Source organism: Tenacibaculum amylolyticum, from assembly GCF_964511145.1.
In the GTDB taxonomy this organism is placed as follows: domain Bacteria; phylum Bacteroidota; class Bacteroidia; order Flavobacteriales; family Flavobacteriaceae; genus Polaribacter; species Polaribacter amylolyticum.
This window is the reverse complement of record NZ_CAZEFZ010000026.1, coordinates 123,407-146,790: the sequence shown is the minus strand read 5'-3', so window position 1 is coordinate 146,790 and position 23,384 is coordinate 123,407. Positions and strand designations below refer to the sequence as shown.

The window sequence follows — 23,384 nt, the reverse complement described above, 5'->3', positions numbered from 1 at the left end:
GAATAAAAAAACAAATTAAAAATAAAATTATGAAAGCAATTCAGATAACAAAAACAGGTGGAGCAGACGTATTAACATATCAAGAAGTAAATCGTCCAACACCTAAAGCAGGGCAAGTACTTGTAAAAATACATGCAGCACCAGTAAACTTTATTGATACCATTATACGTGAAGGTAATATGCCTCCAGGAATGATGCCAGAATTACCATTTATACCGGGAGTAGAAGGTTCAGGAGTTATAGCTGATGCTAATGGAACGGATTTAAAAGAAGGAAGTAAAGTAGCATTTTTAGGAGTAATTGGTTCCTCAGCTTATGCAGAATACGCTTTAGTAGACGCAGATAAATTAGTCGTGTTAGAGGATACTACAGATTTATTAGAAGCTGCAGTTATACCTGTAAATTATTTTACAGCATATCACATGCTTAAAAATGTTGCAAAAGTAGAGGCAGGAAAAACAGCTTTAATTTACGCAGCGTCTGGTGGAGTAGGTACTGCTTTGGTACAAATAGCTAAGTTATTAAACCTTAATATTGTTGCCTTAGAGCGTAGAGATGAAAAAGTAACAAACGCATTAAATATGGGAGCTAATTTTGCTTTTAATACAACAGATGAAAACTGGAAGGCACAAGTAAAAGAAGCTATTGGAGAAAATAGTATAGATTATGTTTTTAATCCAGTTGTTGGAAATTCTATTAAAGATGATTTAGAATTATTAGCTCCGTTAGGTCATATTGTAATTTTCGGGTTCTTAGCTGGGTTAGGAAATTTCAACTTAATGGAAGAGAGTGTAAAATACTTTGGAAAAGCACCTTCAATTTCGTTCTCTGAAATTTATGCAACTTTTACAAATAAATACGAAGTAGTAGATCAAGGATTAAAACAATTATATGAATGGTTAGCTGAAGGAAAAATTTCTCCAGTGTATGAAACAATGCCATTAAGTGAAGCTAAAGCAGCACACGAAAAGATACAAGCTGGTTTAGTGAGAGGAAAATTATTGTTAACAAACGAATAAGAAAATTCATTATGAATACGTACGATGTAACAAATAAAGTAGCCATTGTAACTGGTGGTACTAGTGGAATAGGACGTGCTACAACCTTAGCTTTAGTAAAAGCTGGAGCTAAGGTACTTTTTACAGGACGAAATGCTGTAGCTGCTCAAGAAATAGAAGAAGAAACGAATGGAAATGCGTTTTTTTTCCCAGCAGACCAACGTTCTAGTGAAGATATGAAAGCAGTAGCTGAAAAAGCAGTCTCTGCATTTGGAAAAATAGATGTTTTATTTGCTTGTGCTGGAGTTGAACAGAAGCCAGTTATGATTGCAGATATTGAAGATGAAGAAATAGACAGAGTATTAAATACCAACTTAAAAGGTACTATTCAATTAGTTCGTAATGTATTACCGGAGATAAAAAAATCTCAAGGAAGCATTATTTTATGTTCCTCTTTTTGGGGAAGTCGCGCAGCAGCAGGTGTAGCAACTTATGCCGCTTCCAAAGCAGCAGTTTCTCACTTTGGAAGATGTTTAGCGGTAGAACTAGGTGATGATAATGTACGTGTGAATACAATTTCACCAGGAGGTGTAGATACTACAATGTTCAGACGCGTTTTAAACACACAAGAAGCTCGTGATAATTGGGCAAAAGATGTTCCTTTAAAACGTGCTGCAACTCCAGAAGAATTAGCAGAAGTTGTATTATGGTTATCAAGTAGTGCTACCTATATAAATGCACAAGATATTATTGTAGATGGTGGTATGAGTGTTAAAATGGTAGGTGTATAACTCAAATTAGAAACCAATGGAAAGTATCACAATTATAAAATCGTTATTTGAGAATTTTAGTCAAGGTAATCTTGAAGGAATACGTAATCTATGGGATGAAAATGCAGTTATTGAATTTCCTTTTGCCAAGGCACCAGAACATAAAGGTGAAGTAGGAAGTGTTACAGCAATGATGATTGCATATTCAGATGTTGTAGATTCTCGAATAGAAGGGAAAGACAATATCATGGCTTTTTGGAAAGCATCGGTTGCAGGGACAAATGGTGGAGTTATGCATTATGATTTTATAGAATCAATGCAGGATAATGAATGGTGTGTTGTTAGAGGTAGAGGAGAATTTAAAACAGTAGATGGGCATGATTATAATAATGAATACTGTTTTATGGTACAAGTAAGAAATGGAAAAATACTTCACTTTTACGAATATTCGAATCCATTAGTTACGTTGGCATCATTTGAAATAGTATAACGCATTTTTATGGAACAAAATGTATCTATATTATATGTATTATTAGCAATTGCAGGAGGAGCTATCATTCCTTTTCATGCTGGTACCAATGCAACATTTAGCAGAAGTGTACATAGTCCTATTTGGGCAACACTTTTTTCAATGGGAGTCTCATTAGCAGTAGTTTTAGTATTGTTAGTAGTTATGAAACCACAAACTCCAAATACAGTTACATTACAAAATGTGCCTTGGTGGTCTTGGATTTCAGGAGCTATAGCTGTTGTATACGTAGTTTTTACAATGCTAATGGCTCCAAAATTAGGAGCCGGAACATTTATGGCCTCTGTAATTGCTGGGCAAATGATTTGCTCAATTCTTCTAGATAATTATGGTTTAGTTGGCTTTAAACAACATCCAATTAATTGGACAAAACTTATAGGTGTCCTTTTGGTTATTGTAGGCGCCTTTATCGTAAGTATAAGCAACAAATAAAAATTTAATAAATAAATGAATACAAATCAATCAAAACAAACGTTTTGGATCATTTTCTATGGCGTATTGACAAGTGTATCTATCGTAATAATGCCAATGTTAGTAAATGTTATGAAAGATACTTTTGGACTTTCAGTAGCCAAAGCAGGTCAAATAGCTTCTTTAGAATTAGCAGGAGTTGCAGTATCTACTATAGCTGTAGCTAGTTTATTATCACGTTATACATTTAAGCAATTAGCTATTGTTAGTTTATTACTCATTATACTAGGAAATACATTAAGTATTTTGCTTACAGAGTATATTATGATATGTAGGTTAATTGCAGGAATTGGATCTGGAGCCTCTTTAGCTTTAATGAGTGCAAAACTAGCCACACAATCAAACCCAGAAAAAGGTTTTGCCTACTTTTTTACAAGTTACTTGTTAATGGCCACAGTTTTATTTTACAGTGGTATATACATTCACAATTATTTGGGAGCTACAGGAGTATATAAATTAATATCAGGTTTTGGAATAATAGCGCTTTTTGTTATTGTACTAAACAAAATTCAAGGCTTTCCAAAAACTTCGGAAGAAATACAACAAGAAAAAACAATAATAAAAACCGATTGGAAGAATATTGGAGTTGCTTTATTTGCCATGTTATTATTTTTTATTGCTACAGGTTCTGTATGGGTATACATGGGACAAATAGGAGCAGCAGCTGGCGTTTCTCAAGAAAACATTCTTTCAGTATTAGGAAATGCAACTATTGCAGGTGCTGTAGGCTCTTTATTATCCTCTTTTGTAGCAAGCAAATTAGGAAGAACCACTCCTTTGATACTTAGTGTTGTGATACTGATGTTTCTTATGACAGGAATTATGTTGTTTTTAGATGCTTCAAATTTTACAATTATCGCTTTAAGTTTTGTGTTTATATGGATGTTTTCAATGCCATTTTTAATGGGAATAGTAGCTGTCTTAGATCCACAAGGTAGAGCTGCTTCTCTAGGAATTGGAGCACAAAATGGTGGACAATCTATAGGTCCTGCGATTGCTTCAGTATTAATTGTAGGAAGTAATTTTACCAACGTTGCACTTATGGGAGTTATCTGTTTAGGTATTGCTTTGTTATTGTGCGTGTATGTTCTATTACAAATTAGAAAATAATCTCTGAATGGAAATTGAAACAAAAATCTTCGAAGATTTTGTGCATCAATGGTTTTCAGATTTAGATGAACTGAAGGAAACGGAGTTGTTTTTACATCGGTTAGACAAGCATTTTGAATTTGATATTTACGGAACAAAATTACAAGGACATCAAGGGTTTATAAGTATTTATGAAAGTATGCTTGTCCAAAATAATAAGAAAGCAAAGCATATTGCTTCAAATATTATGGTAAAGCAAATAGATAAACAGCTTTTTGAAATATGTTTTGACATCGCTCTTGAAGAAAAGAATCCAGATGGAATAATCAAATTTCGTTCCGAGTCAATAGAAAAATGGTTAATTCAAAAGAAAACAAAACAACTAATTATTCTCAAATACGCAATTATAAAAAAATAAAAATATGTCTGATAAAAAAGTGATACTTATCACAGGTGCTACAGATGGATTAGGAAAAGGAGTTGCGCTAGCCTTGGCAATGAAAGGACATCATTTATTATTACATGGTAGAGACCCTAAACGAGGACAAGTACTCATAGCTGATATTATAAAAGCAACAGGAAATAAAAATTTAAGATATTATAATGCTGATTTTTCTGAACTTGCTCAAATAAAAGAACTCGCTATTCAAATAATAGAAAAAGAACCAAAACTAGATGTATTAATTAACAATGCAGGTCTAGGGATTGAGCCTACAAAACGTATTAGTAAAGAAGGAAATGAAATGCTATGGCAAGTAAATTATCTAGGAACTTATATGCTAACGAAATTATTACAGCCGTTATTAGAAAAATCAAAACCAGCTCGTATTGTTCAAGTTGCTTCTGCTGGACAAGCTCCTTTATTATTTGAGGATATTAATCAGAATAAAGTTTGGAGTGGAATGCAAGCTTATTGTCAATCGAAACTTGCACAAATTATGTTAACTATTGAAATAGGAGAAGAATTTGGTAAAAGTGGAGTTATAGTAAATGCGTTGCATCCAGCATCTATGATGCCTACAAAGATCGTTCAACATGTAATTGATAATTTATCTGAAGGAGTAGATGCAGTTGTAAAATTAGCTATTGATACTAGTTTAAATAATGTTACAGGAAAATATTTTTTTAAACAATTACAACTAAAAGCTAACCCTACTGCTTATAGTGAAGAAAATAGAAAAAAATTAATGCAACTTTCTGTAGAAATGACAGGTGTATAATACCCAAATACCTCGATAATCCCCACTGAAGACTTGTAGACGCAAGCATAAACCTTCCATCATCACGTGTTTGTGTTTACTCGTCTTTATAAATTTTGATTGTAAACTTTCATTTTTGTTTCTTAACTAAAGAAAATATTAAGATCCTTTAATTAAGAAGTTTACATTGTCTTTATACTTTAAGCCAATAGCTAATTTCTTGTTTTTTAAAATTATTCTATTGCCAGAAATACTTTTAATAAAGTCTTTGTTTACAATAAAAGATCGATGAATTCTTATAAAATGAGTAGGTAAATTCGTTTCAAAATATTGTAATGTTTGATGTATGAGCAGATAACTCTCATTTTGTAAAAATACTTTCACATAACCACCATAGCTTTCTAGATACACAATATTAGTATACTTTACCTGATGTATTTCTTTATCGCCTTTTAAGAATATTGTATTAGATGTAGGTTCATATACTTCTTGTTTATGAACTCCAGACCGGAAACTTAAAACCTTGGTATATGCTTTTAAAAATCGCTGAAATGTAAAGGGTTTTAAAAGATAATCGTTAATAGGTAATTCAAAACTTTCTAAAGCAAACTCAGCATAAGCAGAAGTAATAACTATTGCTGGAGGTTTATGAAGAGTTTTAACAAAATCTAAGCCTTGTAATTTAGGCATATTAATATCTAAAAAGATAAGATCTACAGGATTGGTATTCACAAAAGTAATCGCATCTACAGCATTATAGAAACTTTTTATGAGTTCTAGTCCTTCTATATTTGCGATATAATCTTCAATAATTGTATGTGCAATAGGTTCATCATCTATTACAATGCATTTCATCCCTTTTTAATTTTTAGTTTAAAAATATACTCGTTTTTAACAATCGTTATTTGTAAATCATATTTATTTGAATATAATAAATCTAGTCTTTTTTTTAGGTTTTCAAGGCCAATTCCTTTACTTTTTAAAGACTCTTCTACATCGAAATTATTTCGTACTTCAAAAGAAACTTCATATTTATTTTCCTTTAATTTTATATAAACTAAAGCTTTAGTAAGTAGTTTATCTACACCGTGCTTAAAAGCATTTTCTACTGGGATTATAAATAGCAATGGAGCAATTTTAGCTTGAATACTAGAGATATCCTTTTCAAAACTAATATCTAATTCTTTATGAATACGTAATTCCTGAAGTTCTATATAGTTTTCTATATATTGAATTTCTTCATTTAAGCTTACCAATGGCTCTTTTCCTTTATAAATAACATAGCGCATTATTTCAGACAATTTCATGATAGCATTAGGAGTTTTGTCTGATTTTCTTGAAGCTAATCCGTATAAATTATGTAATGTATTAAAATAAAAATGAGGATCTATTTGATTTTTTAATAATCGTAATTCACTTTCGAGATTTGCTTTTTCTAGTTGAACATTTTTTTTCATTACAACAAGCCATTGCAATAAAAAAATAAACCCAAAAATGATTAAGAGAAATAGCATAGAGTTTATTCGAACATCTGCATCATTACCAAGAATAATGGCTAGCATAAGGCTTATAGGAAGCAGAATTAATGGCCAATATGATTTTAAAAACCTCATTAAATGTAAAAATATAAAATCTATAAGAGCAATGCTTAATTAATTCATAAACAACATAAAAATAGGATTAAACAGTACTGTTTTTAGGTTGAAGTTAGCTTTTCTGAGAAAAGTTAGGTCTAATGTAAAAATATAGTAGTTCATCAATTTTATTAGAGCTTATGAAATGCTACGTATACTTTTAATGAAACTTTTTAAAAGAATACACAATGAGCTGTAATAAAAAAATTCTCCTTTCAATAGTTACCACAATTGTATTATCTATGATAATAGCTGCTTTTTCATTAGAATATTACGTTCAATCTAATAAGTATGATGATGTGGTACTGGCAACAATTAATTCTAAAAAGATGCATGAAGAACGTACTGTTATCATTCATTTACCAGAAAACTATGAACAAAATAAGAACAAAACATATCCAGTAATGTATGTTTTAGATGGCACCTCACAAGATGGGCATACATTTGCTAAAATTGATTTATTATCAAAAATTAATGAATTCCCAGAGGCTATTGTGGTTGGAATTCCAAACACAAGTGGTAATAGAAGCCGTGATTTTACACCGCACTATATGAAAATAGATTTAGAAGATGAGGATAGTAAAAAAGGGAATGCTCATAACTTTTTAGCTTTTATAGAAAAAGAATTAGTTCCGTATATAAATAGTAATTATAGAACAAATGGTTTTCAAACTATAAGCGGACATTCTAGAGGAGGGTTATTTGTATTATACGCGTTTATAGAGAAGCCTGAGCTTTTTAACGGTTATATAAGTTATAGCCCTGCATTTTGGAGAGAAGATATTTTCATAGCAGAAAAAACAAAGGCTTTTTTAAATGAAAATAAAGTAAAGGATAAGTTCATTTTTATGAGTATTGGAGATGGAGAAAATGAAAAAATGAAAAATGGATACAACGTGATTCATAATTTACTTAACAAAGAGTTACATAGTTCATTAAATAGTAATAATATAGCTTTATATTCACAAACTACTACAAATGCAAACCATGGAAGTAATCCATACAAATCTACTATCTATGCTTTAGATAAACTTAATGATTATATAAACAACAAATATTAGAAATTTAGGTATTTAAAATAGCTTATCAGACAGAACAATTATGTGTTTTCTTGAAAATAACCTATGGAGTCTTTAATAGCAGATTCAATAGGTACATAGGTTATTTTTAGTTCTTTCTTAGATTTAGAATTTGAGAAATAATTATTTACGCACAAAATTTTCATGTTTACTGAACTTAAACTCGATCTTATATGAAACCATCTTAGTATATCTCCAAAATATCCCATTATTATTAGAACAAGTTTTGGAATTTTAATCATTATTGTTTTTTGATTAGTTACTTTATTCAGGCTTATAAAAAACTCTTGATAACTCATATTTTCATTTGCTAGTAAATATTTTTCTCCAGAAACTCCATAATCAATAGCATTTACTATGCCTAAAGCAACATCTTTAACATGAACAAAATTCTTTCCTCCTGGAGGATAAAATATAAGTTTCTTTTTCCATCCCATTAGGATAATTTTTCCAGAACTGGGCTTTGTATCGTAAGCTCCAAGCATAAATGTTGGATTCACAATAATTGTTGCTATTGTGTTTTTATTCTTTAATAAGAAATTTTCAGCTTCAAATTTACTTTTAGCATAAAATGATTTTCTAAATAAAGAATTCATTTTATTATTTTCTGTACCAGGAAAATGTAACGTTCCATAGCCTAAAGTATTAGCTGTACTTACAAAAATAAACTGCTTAACATTAGAGGTTATGGCTGTATTATATAATTGAATAGTAGCTTTAGAGTTAACTTCAAAATATTCAGAATAATGAATTAAATTTTGATTAGTTACTGCTGCAGTATGGATGATGATATCAATATTATTAAACAATAATGAAAAATCATCAAATAAATTTCCTTCTAATAATTTCAAGTTTTTATGTTGTTTTCCTTTAAAACTATTTTTGTTTCTAACAAGTCCAGTTACTTCAAACCCTTTATTGATAAGAGAATGACATAAGTTAGTTCCTAATAAACCATTTATTCCTGTGACAAAAATTCGCTTCATTAGGCTTCTCTTTTTACTATTTTAGTCATCATAGGTACTTTTATCCAATTAGGTAAAAGTTTAGAAAGTAACCAGCTTAAAGGATTTATCAATATAAAAGTCGTTCCACGAAACATTTTGTTTATTGAATATTCGGCAACTTTTTCTGGCTCTAATAAAGTTAATTTACCTAAAAAACCTTGTTTTTCAATACGCGCAGTAATTTCAGGATTTGTTTTCATTGCTCCCGGATTTATAACGCTTACTGTAATATTACTATTCCTTAATTCTTCAGAAAGACCAATTGAAAATGAATGTATAAATGCTTTTGAAGCAGGATATACTGTTTTGTAACCAATAGGTGAAAATGCAGCAATACTCGATACATTAAGTATATATGATTTTTTATGGCGTTTTAGATTAGGAAGTAGTTGATGAGTAAATAAAGTAGTAGCCTTTACATTTACTTGAATAATAGTATTAAGGTAATTAAAAGAAGCATCCTCTATTTTTTTAGTTCCACCAGTTCCTGCATTATTAATTAAAATATCTATGGCATAATTTTTATTTAAGAAATTGACCAACGAAAACATATTTTCGTCTGAAGAAAAATCGGCTTCAAAGTATAATACTTTTACTCCATATAGTGCTTTAATATGATTTGCTACTTCTTTTAGTTTTTGATTTGGTAGACTAATTAAAATAATATTATGACTTCTTTTTGCTAACGAAAATGCAAAAGCTTTACCTAAACCTTGACTTGCACCTGTAACTACTGCATAAGTAGTTTTTGAATCTATTTTTTTCATTTTTGAAATAAAATTTAAACAAAAGTAGATGCAGTATTAGTATTAAATGCCCGTGTTTATAAAACTGAACTTGTTTTTATGTTGTTTGTTATTAGGTTGTTATTATATGTGTGAGTGCTGGTTTATAAAACTGAATGTTGTTTTTTATACTGAGAAGGTGTTTGATTGGTAAATTTTTTAAATGTAGTATTAAAAGCTGTTTTAGAACTAAAACCAGATGCATATGCTATTCCCAAAATAGTTAATTTTTCTGAAGACTTTTTTAATAATAATACTTTAGCTCTTTCTACACGATAAGAATTGATAAATTGAAAGAAGTTTTGCTTAAGTCCATTATTAAGAATATAAGAAAGTTGATGAGGAGTAACTTCTAGTTTTTCTGATAAAGAAGCAAGATTTATCTCATGATTTAAATATAATTCTTCTTCGGTTACTAGATGAATTAGTTGTGATTTAAACTCAATTAATTCGCTATCTGAAACAAGCTTACGTTTAGCAGAAATTTGATTATTAGCTTCTGTAGTATTAATAGTAATTATTTCGTCTCTGTATTTTTCTTTTGGAAAAATTTCTTTTTGCTTTAAAGCATTATAACTTATAAAATAAGCAGTAAAAAGCATTATAATATTTATATATAAATTTAAAGGAAGTCCAAAATAAAAGAGGTTAAAAATTGTAATTATTATTGAAATAAAGAGAATACCTAAAATAATGTGTTCTAACCATTTTAAATTAATATCAAATGTATTCGAAGAAAAGAGAGCTATTTGTTGCTGATGTTTATGAATTTTGAAATAAGATTTTAAGGCATAGAAAAGTGCATGAGAAATAAGAAATATAATTAAAATAGATGTAGTTAAATTTGGTTTATAATAAAAAAGTAAAAAAAGATAAATAGTAGGAAAAATTAGATAAGTAAAATCTTTCCTACTAAACTTATAATTTGGGTTGGTAAAAAAAACGATGCTTAAATAAAGTATTATAGGAGTTAAAAACTGGAAAAAATAAAGAATCAAATTTGAGATAGTTCCTAATGGCTTAGCTTTTACAAGAATTAATATTTCATCTAACCAGAATGTTGCCCATAATAATAAGAAAAAACCAAACCAAATGTTTGCTTTTTTATTTACTTTAAGAGGGTTAGAAAAGATAATAAATGAGAGGAAAAGGAAAGATGTAAAAACGAGTATGTGTATTAAGTTAATAAGCACTAAAATATTTTTTAACAAATATACTACACAGGTATTAGTTCTTATTTACTTTCGAAAATTATAAGAAGTTTTAACCGTAGATTTAATTTAAGATTCCTTTATATTTGTCATGTTATCAATTAACAAAACAAATATTATGGAATCTTTTTTAGATCAATCTGCAGGCTATTTAATAAATATGACAGCACTCTTATTAAAAAGAGAATTGAATACTGCTATAAAAAATAATAATATTAATGTTACTACAGAGCAATGGGCTATTTTAAATAGATTGAATGAAAAATCTGGACTTTCTCAAAAAGAAGTAGCGAAGTTAACTTTTAAAGACAATGCTAACATTACTAGAATAATTGATAAGTTAGTTGCTAAAGGTTTAGTAGATAGAAGAAACGATGCTAATGACCGAAGAACATGGAAAATATTTATTACAAGTGAAGGAAGAAAATTAAGAGATGCTATTGAACCTTTAGCAGTAGAAATCCTTAAAAAATCTACTAAAGGAATTGATAAAAAGGATGTTAACTTATTCAATAGAACAGCAAAAAAAATAATGGAGAATTTAGTTAGTTAATTTTTTTATATATATTTGTCATGACAAATATTAGTGTAACAAACGAATTCTGTAGTTATGAATCAAGTTAAAAATAATAACAAATACCATAGAAGTACAATTGTAATACATTGGTTTACAGCTGTACTCATAATAATATTATTTCCATTAGGTAAATACATGGAGGGACTAGAAAACTCTGAAAAACTGGGACTAATAAAATTGCATGCTTTTCTAGGGGCAATCGTATTGGTGTTAACTTTAATAAGATCTTGGTTGTTTTTTAAAAAAGAACGACCTCAAAATGTAAAAACGGGATCAAGAATCAATGATAAATTGATTATATGGATACATAATCTGTTCTATTTCTTATTATTTGGATTATCATTTTCAGGTATTGCTACCATTTTTTTAGGAGGATATGCAAAAGCCTTACAAATTGGAAACTCAGAATTAATTAAAATACCAACAAATATTCCAGCACTTAAAGCCCATGGTATTATGGCAACAATAATGATGTTGCTTTTACTCTTACACGTTATAGGCGTAATAAAGCACTATATAAATACGAAAGAAAATACTTTAAAAAGAATCTTTTAAAAGACTCATTATGAATACTACAAACAAAACAATTCAATTATTAACAATTGCTATTAATGGAGCCTTTATTGGTGCCATGATATTAATTGCTTTAGTGTTAGTCCCTTTCTGGAAAAATTCCTAACCACAGCAATTTCTAGATTGGTTTACTATTTATGGAGATAAAATAGGAAACCTTATGATTCCATTAGGTCCTGGCGTATTAATTTTAGCAATAATTGCTCTTCTCCAAAACAAGCAGTATAAAGTACTTTGGGGATTAACCATTGTATTTACATTAATAAACATCATATATTTTCCTGTCTATTTTTTACCAACAAACACTTCTTTTGCTGACCAGACTATCGAAGTATCAGCTGTTTCGGAAGAATTAAATAATTGGTTAAGTTATCATTGGCAAAGAATATTTTTTGCTTCTGGAGCATTAGTCACTTCAATTTTAGCCATATCTAAAACAATGGTAGAAGGAAATAATAACTAGTCGTTAATTTTAAAATCAATTTTATGAATACAAATAAAAGTACTTTTATTAAAGTTATATGCACATGCTTTTTTATCTTTTTATTACTAGGATGTGCACCGCAACATAATTATGCATTCAAGCAATTTAACGCTAAAAACCAAGGAGTTGTTTTATCAATACAAGGTTATGTTATTGTAGATACGGTTAAAGTTAAAAACTTAGAAGAAAGGTGGAATATACTAGCAGATAAAATGAGTAAAAAACCAGGATTTATTGCTTGTTACTTAAGTAAAGGTGTAGGAAATTCTAAATTAATTCTTGCGAATAGTAAATGGCAGGATCTTGAATCGTTACGAAATGCATTTTCCGATGAAAAAATTCTTAAACTAGAAAATGAATTACCTAAAAAGCAATTTGAGCACTTATTCACTTTAGGAAGTTTAGGAGAACATTATAAAGTTTCTAATTAAAAAAGCATAGAAGGGAAGTATAATTAGATTGTTATACTTTCCCTGAATTTTTGAATAAATAAATACTCATAAATAGAAATATACTACTAGTTATAATTCCTTTTGGACTAAATAATTGATGATAGAGATGGCTTTCAGACATTTCTTTTAAAAAAGCATTAGCAATAAATAATAATACTCTAATAATAGACCAAATTAGTAATAGTATACTCCAAAAACGTAATGCGAACTTTGTTCTCTTATTTAATAACAAACTAGTACTAATAAGAGTTAAAATAAGTAATAGGATTACAGACGTAATATAACTTTCTAATACTGCATATTGTATAGCTTTTCTTGCAAAAAAGAACAAGCTTAAGGTTAATAGTACAAAATATATTCTATGCTGTTTTATTGAAATTATCAGTCTTTCCATAATTAGTTGATTAAGTTTTTAATAATTGATGTAATGAATTGAGAAGAGGATAACAAATAGCTAAAATTCACTGTTTCAAAAGTATCTTTAGCAGTATCTTTATACGGAGTTGTGTCTCTATGATAATAGCATTCTCCAGCTCCTATAACATTAAAGTCTTTCTTGAGAAACTCATCAAAATCAGTAGAAGAATTGTTATAATTGATAGGATTAATAGTAATATTTAAAATCTTTTTATCTAAATTATCCGCTAATTTTAAATAGTAGTTTTCTAAACTTTTTGAAGCTGTATAAATTTCCATAGCATCATCATTATCTGCATCCCATCCAATCATATCAAAACAATGTACAGAAGTTATATTCCATTTTTTTTGTTGTATAAGTTTTATAAATGCTTTGCTACCAATATTTTCCTCTTCTTCTTGATCGAAAAAGACCATAAGTATGTGCTGTTTACGATGTTGTACTTTTTGAAGCTCTTTAATAACTGAATAAATTAAAGCCATACCTGTAGCATTATCAATAGCTCCAGGAGCATTTCTTTTACCAGAATCATAATGAGCTCCTAAAATTATATATTCACTACTTTTTACAGTTGCTGGAAGTACGGTATAAATATTTACACCTTTAAAAGGTTCAATTAATAAATCAATACCAAAATTCATGTTTGGATAAGAATATGTATGTGTTATAGGTTGTAATCCTAGTTGGTGAATAATTGCTTTCAAATAATCTTGAGTTAATACTCGTTCTTTTGGAGTCCATCTACTCGAAAGTGTCACGGTATTTGTTAATGCATATTTACCAGATAATTGTCCAACAATACGTTGTTGCATATGAGCTATGCCTTCAGGTAATTCAGCAATTTTAAGATGTTCAGAAGTGCCATTTATGTGAGTATCTTTATGTAGAAATAAACTTGCTAAGTAGACTGTAAATATTAATGCTATAATTGTTTTCATAATGCTTTTTTATAAAAATTATGATATAAACCTAAATCGATCTCCTAGCATTTTAAAATTTATATGATGACTTCCTTGAAATTCTATTTATAAAGTGAATACATCTTGTTGTTTAAGATTCATCAGTATAATGATTATGTTCATCCTGAATGTAATTGTGTATATCAATTAGAAAGTGATAGCCTTCAATTTTTTTCTATTTTTAAGAAATGATTACAATGAATAAAAGATATTTAATAACCATTTTTAGTCTTGTTTTACTTTTAGTTTCCATTATTGGAATGCTTATAATGAAAAGTGAAATAGAATATAACACTAACACGAATGGTGAATTATATTTTTCAATATTCAGAGTTCTTTTTTTCACAGTTTTAATAGTTTTTATAGGAGATTGGTTATTTAGAAAATGGAAAGAATATCAGCAATTAAAAAACGAAAAATTAATGGCAGAACTCAATAATTTAAAAAGTCAAATAAGTCCACATTTTTTCTTTAATACACTCAATAATTTATACGGCTTAATTAAAAAAGATACTGATAAATCTAGGGAGTTTGTGCTAAAACTATCTGATTTAATGCGCTATTCCATATACAACAGTGAAACGGAAACCGTCTCGTTAGAAGAAGAGATTAATTACTTAGAGAACTTTATAGCATTGCATGAAATTCGTTATTTTAATACCATAACTATAGATTTTAAGAAGGAAGTTCAGGAGAAAAACCTAAGAATAGCCCCTTTATTGTTAATTATTCTTATAGAAAATGCTTTTAAACATGGAGCAGAAAAGCTTACAGATAATGCGTTTATTCATTTACAGTTAAAAACAATAAAAGGAAAGCTACTTTTTTCGGTAGAGAATAATTTTGATAAGCATACAATAACTAAAACAAATGGACTAGGGTTAAAAAACCTTAGGAAACGTTTAGAGTTATTATACCCAGATAAACATAGCTTTACAATTACAAGTACGGAAACTATTTTTAAAACAGCATTAGAACTTGAATTATGATAAACTATTTGATTGTAGATGATGAACCTATAGCACATGAAATTATTGAAGAATATGCTGAAAATCTTGAATATTTAACATTGAAAAAACATTGCTATAATGTATTTCAGGCAATTGAATATTTAAATAAGAACACTGTAGATTTAGTTTTTTTAGATATTGAAATGCCTAAAATAAATGGTTTTGAGTTTCTGAAGTCGTTATCAAATCCACCAAAAATAATTGTTACAACTGCTTATAAAGAGTATGCTTTAGAAGGTTATGAACTAGAAATTGTAGATTATCTTTTAAAACCATTTAGTTTACAACGATTCTTAAAGGCAATAGATAAAGTTTATAAAGAACATAGTCCCTATATCAATATAGTTCCTTTTGAACATAAAACAATCTTTTTAAAAGATAGTGATGGACATCATCAAGTGGTAATGAACACGATTTTATTTGTAGAGGCTTTAGGAAATTATACCAAAGTTTTTACAGAAAATAAAGTAATTATAACATTAGAAAAACTGTCTTCATATCTCGAAAAATTATCTGAGGCAAATTGTATACAAGTTCACAAATCATACATTGTTGTTACTTCAAAAATAGAACAGATAAAAAACAACAAAATAATCATAGGAAATCACCAAATTCCAATCGGGCAGACCTATAAGAATAGTGTAACTGCTTTTATAAATAAATAATGTTTTCCTTAAAAAAGCTGTAAAAAGCAACATTTTTTTATTTGTACTGTCATATTTTAAAACTTTCTGTCACTAAACAAATAGAAAGAAGCTAATAAACTATGCAATACCAACAAAACCAGACTTTTGAAGAAGTAATAGAAACTAATAAGCTTAAGATCTTTAGAATTTGTAGAATTTATGCAGTAAATCCTATTACTGCTGAAGATCTGTTTCAAGAAGTTATATATCAAATATGGAAATCTTATACTTCTTTTAAAGGAAAATCGAGTATTAGCACTTGGATTTATAAGATTGCGTTAAATGTTTGTATCCGTTTTAAAGAAAAATTAGATAAAAAGAATGGAAAAACAGTACGATTAGATGGAATACAAATTGAAACGAAAGAAAATAGTTCTACTTCAATGAACGATGAAAAATTTCAAGCACTTCAAAGTTGTATCGAAAATTTAAACCCTTTAGATAAATCGATTGTAATTCTCTCTTTAGAAGAGTTAGCTTATAAAGAAATTGCTGAAGTAACAGGATTAACTGAAAATCATATTGCGGTTAAAATGAAACGAATTCGCAAAAAATTATTGAAATGTATCACCACTAAAATAAAATAAGATGGAAAATAAAACAGAACAAAAAAAATGGGAAGGCCTTAAAAACACATGGAACTCATCTACTGAAGGTAAAGAAATTAACTTTCAAATGAATGCATTAATTAAAGAATTAGAAACAATGGTTAGCCCATTTGAAAAAGATTTTATAGTCAAAGATATAGCGTTTATTAATGAAAGTATTAATCAATTTGAAATAGATAGTATTCAAAAAGATTTAGATTATCTAAAAAACAATTTACCACAATTTGAAAAGAATATTGTAATTACTGGTGTAGGTATTTTTTCAAAACTTTTAAAGAAAATTGTAGCTATACTTAGAGGAAAAAACAATGGATAAAACTAAACTTCTCTAAAAGGCTGCAACTTTTATCAAAGTACTCGGTCTAATGTTTTAGATAAGACATGAAAAAAGCATATTCAACAGATAAACAATTGATTAAAATGGTCTTAAAAGGCAATAACACAGCCTTTAAAACCATTATAACTAACACACAAGGTTTGGTTATTCAAATTGTTTACAAAATGACTGATGCTCCGTTAGATAGAGAAGATTTGATTCAAGAAATTTACTTGAAAGTATATCACAAACTTTCGAGTTTTAAATATCAAAGTAAGCTATCTACTTGGATTGCAACCATTGCTTATCATACTTGTATTAATTTTTTAGAAAAAAAGAAAATTCCTACAGTAAAAGTATTCGATAAAGAAGGAAATGAATCATGGAATATCGTAGATAGTACTGTACAACATCGTTCTTATAATGATACGGATAGTTATTTATTTAAAAAGGAACGAATGCACATATTACAAATGGCTGTAGACAAACTACCTCCAGTATATAAAACATTAATCACACTATTTCATAACGAAGAACTAAGTTATGAAGAAATTTCAAAGATAACAGGCTTACCTGAAGGAACTTTAAAGAGTTATTTATATAGAGCTAGAAAGAAGTTACGAGAGTACCTTTTGCATACCTATAAAAAAGAAGAATTATGAGCAAAATAGATATAACAGATAAAGAAATTCAGCAATACGTTTTTGATAAAGCAAATTGTAAACAAGACGTAATAGCTTATATTGAATCTTCTACGGAATGTCTGGAATTAGTAGCATCTTATCAGGAACTATCAAAAGAATTAGGTGAATTACCAGTACCAAATATAGGTATTGATATAGCGTCAAATATCCTAGAGCAGCTTCCTGTAAATAAACCAAAAACACCTTTTATAACAGCAAATAAAACTGCTTTACTTTTACTGGGATTAGGAATAGTATCTATTCTCATACACTTTATAAATATTCCTGCACTTAATTGGAAAAGGATGGAAAACAAAGGTGTTTATTTTACCCTAAGCATTGGATTTTTTATTGGTGTATTATGGATTACTGATATGGTACAGAGTTTTCAAAAAAAGATGACTTTTTAAGCAACATTTAAACAAGATACTGGTCTAATTAACTATATATAAAATTAAGATTATGAACGCATTATTTATTTCTACAGATTCAGAGAATTATATAGATCCTGATGTATATAAAATCATAGTAATTATATTTTTGATTGTTGTATTTCTATCCTTTTTTACCACAGTTTTAAAAAATATTTTAGATCATAAATTAAAAAATAAAATGCTTGAAAAAGAGCTTTCAGAAGAAATAATTGCTACTATTTTACAAAACGATTCTCAAAGCATTAAACATACCAGTGTCAAATGGTTTTTAGTGTTAATAGCTACAGGAATAGGATTATTTATTAGCAATTTGTTTTTACCTCTAGGCATACATTCTATTGGAATTATGGCCATTAGCATTGCTAGTGCATTTTTAGTAAATGCTATCTATTTAAATCGCTTCAGTAGTTAAAGAACTTTCTTATACTTTACAATTTATTAAAAGGCTTTACATACATAGAGTCTAATATCTACACGTCTAAACTTTAACCAAAAAATTAAAAAATCATGAAAAAAATAATCTTGTTATTATTATATAGCATAACTACAATAACATCATTTATACAACTAAATGCTCAAACACCTTCTGAAGAAAAAGTACTTAAAAATAAAATAGACACCTATCTAACTAATGGAATTTCTAATGGATTTTCAGGAGCTGTATTAGTTGCAAAAGAAGGTGAAATTCTGTTGAACAAAGCTTATGGTTTTGCAAATAAAGAAAAGCAGATTCCGTACACAACTACTACAATTGCTACTATAGGTTCGGTTACTAAACAGTTTACTGCTACAGCAATTTTAAAACTTGTTGAACAACAAAAATTGCAGGTTGAAGATTCATTGAGTAAATTCTTTAATAATATACCAAAAGACAAAAAAGATATTACGATACATCAGTTGTTAACACATACTTCAGGATTTTCAAATGGTATTGGAGAAGGTGATTTTGATTACATCCCTACAGAAACATACTTTAAACGTTTATTTACTTCTGAGTTAAAAGATGCACCAGGAAGAACATATAGATATTCTAATGCTGGATATAGTATTCTAGCACGAATAATTGAATTAGTTTCTGGAATAGAATATGAACAATTCCTTAATAAACATCTATTTACACCTGCAAAAATGACAAACACAGGTTATTTTATTCCAGATTGGTCTAAACATAACATTGCTAGCGGTTATGCTTTCAATGTATTTAGTTTAGGAACTTTAATTGATCGATTTAAAAAACAACAAAAAATTACTTGGAATTTGAAAGGAAATGGTGGTATACATTCCACAACAAAAGATATGTATAAATGGTATACTGCCTTAAAAACAAACAAAATTCTATCTAAAGCATTATTTGAAAAACTAACAACTGCTTATGTAGCAGAAACAAAAGATAAATTGAGTTATTATGCATATGGTTGGGCTATTTATAACTCTAAGAATAACACGAAAATTATTAGTCATAATGGAGGAAATAATGTATTTTTTCATGACTTTATTTGGCTGCCTAAGGAAGATGTTTTAGTGCTTCTTTTTACCAATGCAAGTAGTAGCGAAGTAGAAGTAACTTGGCCAATTCAAAGAATGATTTTAGACAGTAATTACCATCCTAAACCTATTAAAAAGAACTTATTTTATTTGGTACACGATTTTATAAAAAACAATTCTATAGAAAAGGTTGATGTATTATCAAATACCATTAAAACAGTTTATAAAGAACAATTAAGAAACTCGAATAAACTAAATGATTTAGGGTACATGGTGCTTAATAAAGAATTAATACAATCTAAAAACAATGCTAAATGGGCTATTAGCTTGTTTAAGCTAAATACAGAGTTATTTCCAAACGATGGTAATATTTGGGATTCTTTAGGAGAAGGATACACAAAAGATGGACAAATAAAAAAAGCAATTAAAAGCTATAAAAGAGCTTTAGAATTGGGAAAGAATAAGAATTGTAATTGGTGTGAAAGCTCTAGAGAAGCTTTGAAGTTGTTGAAAAGATAATAGAAAAACAAACACACTTCTTAATAGTAAAAAACTAATAATCAATCTTTAAATAAGGATTTCTATCAAAAAAATAGTAAATTAACATCCTATTCAATCATTATTAAACCTGTGAAAAAAAGAGAAATAATTAACCTTTCTTAAATCAAAAATTGATATTAAACAAATAAATCAATCTTAAAACGATAAGAAGAATCCATATTATAAGTATAAAAGATATTTCCTCAGGGCAAGAATTTTTATTGAATTTATTTTTTACTTAAAACTTTAGAGTGATTTGATTCAGTCAAGAATTTTAGTAAAAAGTGCTGTCATTTAAAACTTTAAACTATATAATATGAGTGAAAACAAACGTAAAAGAATATTAGCTTTAAGTGGAGGAGGAATTAGAGGGGCATTAACTTTAGGTTTTTTAGAAAAAGTAGAGGAAATAATTCAAAAAAGAGAAAATAATCCTAATTTAAAACTATGCGATTATTTTGATTTAATAGGAGGCACTAGTACAGGAGCTATTATAGCAGCAGGTTTATCTATTGGTATGACAGCTAGTGAGATCAAAGATTTATATTTAAACTTAGGAGATAAAATATTCGGAAAAAAAAGAAGTTGGTTATGGAATCCATTTAAACGATATAAAGCTGCATTTGATTTTAAACCTTTAGAAGATGAATTAAAAAAAGTTTTTGGAGATATAACAATAGGAAGTGATAAAATAAAAACAGGGCTTTGTATTGTAACAAAAAGAGCAGATACATTAAGCACGTGGCCAATAATTAATCATCCAAATGGTAAATTTTTTAATGACATTAGAGATAGCAATGGGAAATTACTAGGAAAAGGCAACAAACATTTTTTATTAAGAAACGTAATTAGAGCAAGTGCAGCAGCTCCAAGCTATTTTATACCTCAGAAAATTTATGTGGAAAACAACGAGGAGTTTGGAACCTTTATAGATGGTGGAGTAAGCTTAGCAAACAATCCAGCATTACAGTTATTTTTAGTGGGTACTTTAAGTGAGTTTCCATATAAATGGGAAACAGGAGAGGAAAAATTATCTCTATTATCTATTGGGACAGGAACTTATACTAAAAGGTTTGATGCAGATAAAATAGCAAGAAAAGGCTTGTTAGGTTGGGCAGAAATGATGCCAGAACTATTTATGGAAGATGCTAACTATTTAAATCAAACAATTCTACAGTACTTATCAAACTCACCAACACCAAGAATAATAGATTCAGAAATATTAGACTTAAAAAATGACCTAGTTACAGAAAAACCAGCCTTACACTATGTACACTATAATGTTATGTTAGATAAAGAAGAACTTAATGATCTAGGCTTTAATCTTAATGAAAAAGAGTTAGAATCTCTAAGAGAAATGTCTGAATCTAAAAATAAAGAATTATTGTATGATATTGGTACTAAAGCTGCCATTAGAGATATTAAATCAGAGCATATTAAATAGATTTTTATAAATGAAAAGAATATTTAGTATAGTAGTAAGTTGTGTGGCGATTTTATTTTTCATAATGTCTTATTTTTTTTGGAGTTCTTTTAGAATTCTTAAAGATCAAGAAAAAGATGAATGGGGAATGTATTTATATATAACTATAACAGTAACTTCATTAATTGGAATATGGTTATGGAAGCTCGGAAAAAAATTAAGAGTTAAGAGTTTAGAGGAGAGATTAAAAGTTGATTTACGAAGTCCTATTTTGTATTTAAGATCATTTCAAGACGATAAGATAGGAAGTAAAAGTTTAAGTGATAGTATATTAATGAAAATATTACCTAAATCAATTCCTCATAATGTAGTTAGTGAAGAAGAACAGATAGAAATGGTAATGTCACGATACGGTCCATTTATAGCTATTGGAAATCCAAGAGAGTTATTACCACAACTAGGAGCATACAGAACTTATACTACTAATGAAAGTTGGAAAAATGAAATTATAAACCTAATAGGGAAAGCGCAATTATATATCCTACGGGTAGGAAAAAGTGAAGGTTTTTGGTGGGAAGTGAGAAAAGTTATTGAAAATGGAGAACCTGAAAAGATAATTTTTTTATTACCAAAGAAAAAAAAAGACTACTTAGAATTTAAAGAAAAAATAGATAAATTACTTATTGTACCGATAGAAGCTGCTTATATTCCAAATGAAACAATGGATTATAGTTTTGGAGGTGTTTTATGGTTCAATGAGTTTTGGAAACCAGAAATACAAGCGTTTAGATTTAGGTTTGATAACGTTAATTATACATTAGCTTCAGATTTACAAAAACTTCTTCAACCAGTTTTTGATAAAACTTATAGTAAAAGAAAGTTAAGTTCAATATCTAAAAGATTTTTAGCTTTCATTATTGATGTTTTATTTTTTACAATATCAATTGTAATTGCAGTACAAATATTAAATAGAATATTTACAAGTTCTGAGGCAGGCTTGGGATTGTTAATTGGTGGGGTATTTTATTATTATTTTTATTTTGGTGTTATTGATGGAGTAATAACTAATTCACTAGGGAAAAAAATTTGCAAAATTAAAACAAAAGATAAAGAAGGTGTACCTATATCGTTATACCAAGGTGGGTTAAGAGCATTTTTAAAATTTTTAAGTGTTGTATCACCGTTATTTATAGTCTCACTAGTCTTAGTATTTCTTAAAAAAACTTCTGTTCATGATAAGTTAACTAGATCTAGAGTTTTTGAAGAATGAAATTCAATTATGTTTAAGTAATGCCTTTAAAAAAGTCAAAATTATATAAAGCTATTTTTGGTTATGATATTTTCATTTCCTATTCGAGAAAAGATGGTCTTGATTATGCATATGCACTTGCTCAATTTTTTATGAAAAAAGGATATGAGTGTTACATTGATCAACTATCTAGTATTTCTCCTAGCAAAGATTTACCCCAAAACATTAAAGATGCAGTGACTGTATCTACTTGCTTTATACTGATTGGAAGTGAAGGAGCACAAAATTCTAAACCTATAAAAGATGAATTAATTCTTTTTCTAAGAAAGAACAAAAATAAACCTCTTATTCCAATTACTATTGATGGATTGTTAATTGAAAAAGCTATTTGGTATGAGTCTATTTTAGGGTTAGCCTTAGTTAATGAAAAAGCATTAAATATAAAGAATGGTAAACCTTCGAAATCAGTTACAGATCGAATTGAAAATGCACTAATTTTTACAAAAAAAAGTATTAAACTTAAAAGGACTACGGGGTTTATTATAACCTTAGCTTTAGCACTATTAGGATTGATTTATTTTCAATTTAGTAAAGTCGATCAATTGAACAATGAAATAAATTTAACGAAAAGCTCTTTAGAGAAGACCTCTAATAAAAATAAAGAACTACAAAGCAATGTATCTATTGCTAAAGAAAAATTACTTAAACTAGATGA

At 28.4% G+C, this 23,384-nt stretch carries 30 protein-coding genes (1 of these 30 cut by a window edge); 23 read left to right on the top strand and 7 right to left on the bottom strand.

Annotation, left to right across the window (positions count from 1 at the left end):
- Positions 1–29: 29 nt before the first annotated feature.
- Genes ACKTTC_RS08945 through ACKTTC_RS08915 form a run of 7 tightly spaced genes read left to right on the top strand, consistent with a single transcriptional unit; the run spans position 30 to position 5,077 of the window.
- A complete protein-coding gene (locus tag ACKTTC_RS08945) occupies positions 30–1,019 on the top strand; it encodes a quinone oxidoreductase family protein (RefSeq protein ID WP_408039468.1) in 990 nt (329 codons plus the stop codon).
- 11 nt (positions 1,020–1,030) lie between these two features.
- The gene (locus ACKTTC_RS08940) at positions 1,031–1,789 is read left to right on the top strand and encodes an SDR family NAD(P)-dependent oxidoreductase (protein WP_408039467.1); all 759 of its coding nucleotides are present in this window, start codon (positions 1,031–1,033) and stop codon (positions 1,787–1,789) included.
- Positions 1,790–1,805: 16 nt separating this feature from the next.
- The gene (locus ACKTTC_RS08935; protein WP_408039466.1) at positions 1,806–2,258 is read left to right on the top strand and encodes a nuclear transport factor 2 family protein; all 453 of its coding nucleotides are present in this window, start codon (positions 1,806–1,808) and stop codon (positions 2,256–2,258) included.
- Positions 2,259–2,267: 9 nt separating this feature from the next.
- Positions 2,268–2,729 (top strand): DMT family transporter, encoded by a 462-nt coding sequence (locus ACKTTC_RS08930; RefSeq protein WP_408039465.1) that lies wholly within the window; start codon positions 2,268–2,270, stop codon positions 2,727–2,729.
- Positions 2,730–2,744: 15 nt separating this feature from the next.
- Positions 2,745–3,878, top strand: a complete 1,134-nt coding sequence (locus tag ACKTTC_RS08925) for an MFS transporter (protein ID WP_408039464.1) — start codon at positions 2,745–2,747, stop codon at positions 3,876–3,878.
- A gap of 7 nt (positions 3,879–3,885) precedes the next feature.
- Positions 3,886–4,275: a hypothetical protein gene (locus tag ACKTTC_RS08920; RefSeq protein WP_408039463.1), complete on the top strand. Its 390-nt coding sequence runs from the start codon at positions 3,886–3,888 to the stop codon at positions 4,273–4,275.
- Between the two features lie 4 nt (positions 4,276–4,279).
- Positions 4,280–5,077, top strand: a complete 798-nt coding sequence (locus tag ACKTTC_RS08915) for an SDR family NAD(P)-dependent oxidoreductase (RefSeq protein WP_408039462.1) — start codon at positions 4,280–4,282, stop codon at positions 5,075–5,077.
- A 138-nt stretch (positions 5,078–5,215) separates the two neighbouring features.
- Here ACKTTC_RS08915 and ACKTTC_RS08910 read toward each other — a convergent pair whose 3' ends face one another.
- Both ACKTTC_RS08910 and ACKTTC_RS08905 read right to left on the bottom strand, forming a co-directional pair.
- Positions 5,216–5,911, bottom strand: a complete 696-nt coding sequence (locus ACKTTC_RS08910) for a LytR/AlgR family response regulator transcription factor (protein WP_408039461.1) — start codon at positions 5,909–5,911, stop codon at positions 5,216–5,218.
- Positions 5,908–6,669: a sensor histidine kinase gene (locus tag ACKTTC_RS08905; protein WP_408039460.1), complete on the bottom strand. Its 762-nt coding sequence runs from the start codon at positions 6,667–6,669 to the stop codon at positions 5,908–5,910. Before ACKTTC_RS08905 ends, ACKTTC_RS08910 begins: the two co-directional genes overlap by 4 nt.
- A gap of 209 nt (positions 6,670–6,878) precedes the next feature.
- On the opposite strand from ACKTTC_RS08905, the gene ACKTTC_RS08900 reads away from it, so the two are divergent.
- Positions 6,879–7,751 (top strand): alpha/beta hydrolase, encoded by an 873-nt coding sequence (locus tag ACKTTC_RS08900; protein ID WP_408039459.1) that lies wholly within the window; start codon positions 6,879–6,881, stop codon positions 7,749–7,751.
- A 38-nt stretch (positions 7,752–7,789) separates the two neighbouring features.
- Here the strand turns inward: ACKTTC_RS08900 and ACKTTC_RS08895 are convergent, their stop codons facing one another.
- The 3 genes from ACKTTC_RS08895 to ACKTTC_RS08885 form a co-directional block, all read right to left on the bottom strand.
- Entirely contained in the window at positions 7,790–8,755 is a 966-nt protein-coding gene (locus ACKTTC_RS08895; protein WP_408039458.1) for an NAD-dependent epimerase/dehydratase family protein, read from the bottom strand.
- Positions 8,755–9,543 (bottom strand): SDR family NAD(P)-dependent oxidoreductase, encoded by a 789-nt coding sequence (locus tag ACKTTC_RS08890; RefSeq protein ID WP_408039457.1) that lies wholly within the window; start codon positions 9,541–9,543, stop codon positions 8,755–8,757. Before ACKTTC_RS08890 ends, ACKTTC_RS08895 begins: the two co-directional genes overlap by 1 nt.
- Positions 9,544–9,665: 122 nt before the next feature.
- The gene (locus tag ACKTTC_RS08885; protein WP_408039456.1) at positions 9,666–10,163 is read right to left on the bottom strand and encodes a helix-turn-helix domain-containing protein; all 498 of its coding nucleotides are present in this window, start codon (positions 10,161–10,163) and stop codon (positions 9,666–9,668) included.
- Positions 10,164–10,890: 727 nt separating this feature from the next.
- On the opposite strand from ACKTTC_RS08885, the gene ACKTTC_RS08880 reads away from it, so the two are divergent.
- The 4 genes from ACKTTC_RS08880 to ACKTTC_RS08865 all read left to right on the top strand — a co-directional run bounded on the left by ACKTTC_RS08880 (position 10,891) and on the right by ACKTTC_RS08865 (position 12,837).
- Positions 10,891–11,325, top strand: coding sequence for a MarR family winged helix-turn-helix transcriptional regulator (locus ACKTTC_RS08880; protein ID WP_408039455.1), 435 nt, complete (start codon positions 10,891–10,893; stop codon positions 11,323–11,325).
- Positions 11,326–11,382: 57 nt separating this feature from the next.
- Entirely contained in the window at positions 11,383–11,904 is a 522-nt protein-coding gene (locus tag ACKTTC_RS08875; RefSeq protein ID WP_408039454.1) for a cytochrome b, read from the top strand.
- Between the two features lie 178 nt (positions 11,905–12,082).
- Positions 12,083–12,385: a hypothetical protein gene (locus tag ACKTTC_RS08870; protein WP_408039453.1), complete on the top strand. Its 303-nt coding sequence runs from the start codon at positions 12,083–12,085 to the stop codon at positions 12,383–12,385.
- A 23-nt stretch (positions 12,386–12,408) separates the two neighbouring features.
- The gene (locus ACKTTC_RS08865) at positions 12,409–12,837 is read left to right on the top strand and encodes an antibiotic biosynthesis monooxygenase family protein (RefSeq protein ID WP_408039452.1); all 429 of its coding nucleotides are present in this window, start codon (positions 12,409–12,411) and stop codon (positions 12,835–12,837) included.
- 31 nt (positions 12,838–12,868) lie between these two features.
- Here ACKTTC_RS08865 and ACKTTC_RS08860 read toward each other — a convergent pair whose 3' ends face one another.
- On the bottom strand, positions 12,869–13,252 hold the full coding sequence (locus ACKTTC_RS08860) for a hypothetical protein (protein WP_408039451.1): 384 nt from the start codon (positions 13,250–13,252) through the stop codon (positions 12,869–12,871).
- Positions 13,253–13,254: 2 nt separating this feature from the next.
- Positions 13,255–14,214: a M28 family metallopeptidase gene (locus ACKTTC_RS08855; RefSeq protein WP_408039450.1), complete on the bottom strand. Its 960-nt coding sequence runs from the start codon at positions 14,212–14,214 to the stop codon at positions 13,255–13,257.
- A 218-nt stretch (positions 14,215–14,432) separates the two neighbouring features.
- On the opposite strand from ACKTTC_RS08855, the gene ACKTTC_RS08850 reads away from it, so the two are divergent.
- The 11 genes from ACKTTC_RS08850 to ACKTTC_RS08800 form a co-directional block, all read left to right on the top strand.
- The gene (locus tag ACKTTC_RS08850) at positions 14,433–15,224 is read left to right on the top strand and encodes a sensor histidine kinase (protein WP_408039449.1); all 792 of its coding nucleotides are present in this window, start codon (positions 14,433–14,435) and stop codon (positions 15,222–15,224) included.
- Positions 15,221–15,910, top strand: coding sequence for a LytR/AlgR family response regulator transcription factor (locus ACKTTC_RS08845; protein ID WP_408039448.1), 690 nt, complete (start codon positions 15,221–15,223; stop codon positions 15,908–15,910). Before ACKTTC_RS08850 ends, ACKTTC_RS08845 begins: the two co-directional genes overlap by 4 nt.
- 101 nt (positions 15,911–16,011) lie before the next feature.
- Positions 16,012–16,518, top strand: a complete 507-nt coding sequence (locus ACKTTC_RS08840) for an RNA polymerase sigma factor (RefSeq protein ID WP_408039447.1) — start codon at positions 16,012–16,014, stop codon at positions 16,516–16,518.
- A gap of 1 nt (position 16,519) precedes the next feature.
- Positions 16,520–16,855 (top strand): hypothetical protein, encoded by a 336-nt coding sequence (locus tag ACKTTC_RS08835; RefSeq protein WP_408039446.1) that lies wholly within the window; start codon positions 16,520–16,522, stop codon positions 16,853–16,855.
- A gap of 65 nt (positions 16,856–16,920) precedes the next feature.
- Positions 16,921–17,517 carry an RNA polymerase sigma factor gene (locus ACKTTC_RS08830; RefSeq protein WP_408039445.1) on the top strand — a complete coding sequence of 199 codons (597 nt, stop codon included), beginning with the start codon at positions 16,921–16,923 and terminating at the stop codon, positions 17,515–17,517.
- On the top strand, positions 17,514–17,948 hold the full coding sequence (locus ACKTTC_RS08825) for a hypothetical protein (RefSeq protein WP_408039444.1): 435 nt from the start codon (positions 17,514–17,516) through the stop codon (positions 17,946–17,948). The genes ACKTTC_RS08830 and ACKTTC_RS08825 overlap by 4 nt, the downstream gene beginning before the upstream one ends.
- Before the next feature lie 52 nt (positions 17,949–18,000).
- On the top strand, positions 18,001–18,384 hold the full coding sequence (locus ACKTTC_RS08820; RefSeq protein WP_408039443.1) for a hypothetical protein: 384 nt from the start codon (positions 18,001–18,003) through the stop codon (positions 18,382–18,384).
- 95 nt (positions 18,385–18,479) lie between these two features.
- Positions 18,480–19,976, top strand: a complete 1,497-nt coding sequence (locus tag ACKTTC_RS08815) for a serine hydrolase (protein ID WP_408039442.1) — start codon at positions 18,480–18,482, stop codon at positions 19,974–19,976.
- A 337-nt stretch (positions 19,977–20,313) separates the two neighbouring features.
- Positions 20,314–21,441 (top strand): patatin-like phospholipase family protein, encoded by a 1,128-nt coding sequence (locus tag ACKTTC_RS08810; protein WP_408039441.1) that lies wholly within the window; start codon positions 20,314–20,316, stop codon positions 21,439–21,441.
- 10 nt (positions 21,442–21,451) lie between these two features.
- The gene (locus ACKTTC_RS08805) at positions 21,452–22,690 is read left to right on the top strand and encodes an RDD family protein (protein ID WP_408039440.1); all 1,239 of its coding nucleotides are present in this window, start codon (positions 21,452–21,454) and stop codon (positions 22,688–22,690) included.
- A 20-nt stretch (positions 22,691–22,710) separates the two neighbouring features.
- Positions 22,711–23,384, top strand: the beginning of a protein-coding gene (locus ACKTTC_RS08800; protein ID WP_408039439.1) for a TIR domain-containing protein. The gene runs 2,554 nt beyond the window's last position; 674 of the gene's 3,228 nt are visible here — the first part of the coding sequence; its start codon is at positions 22,711–22,713; its stop codon lies off the right edge, out of view.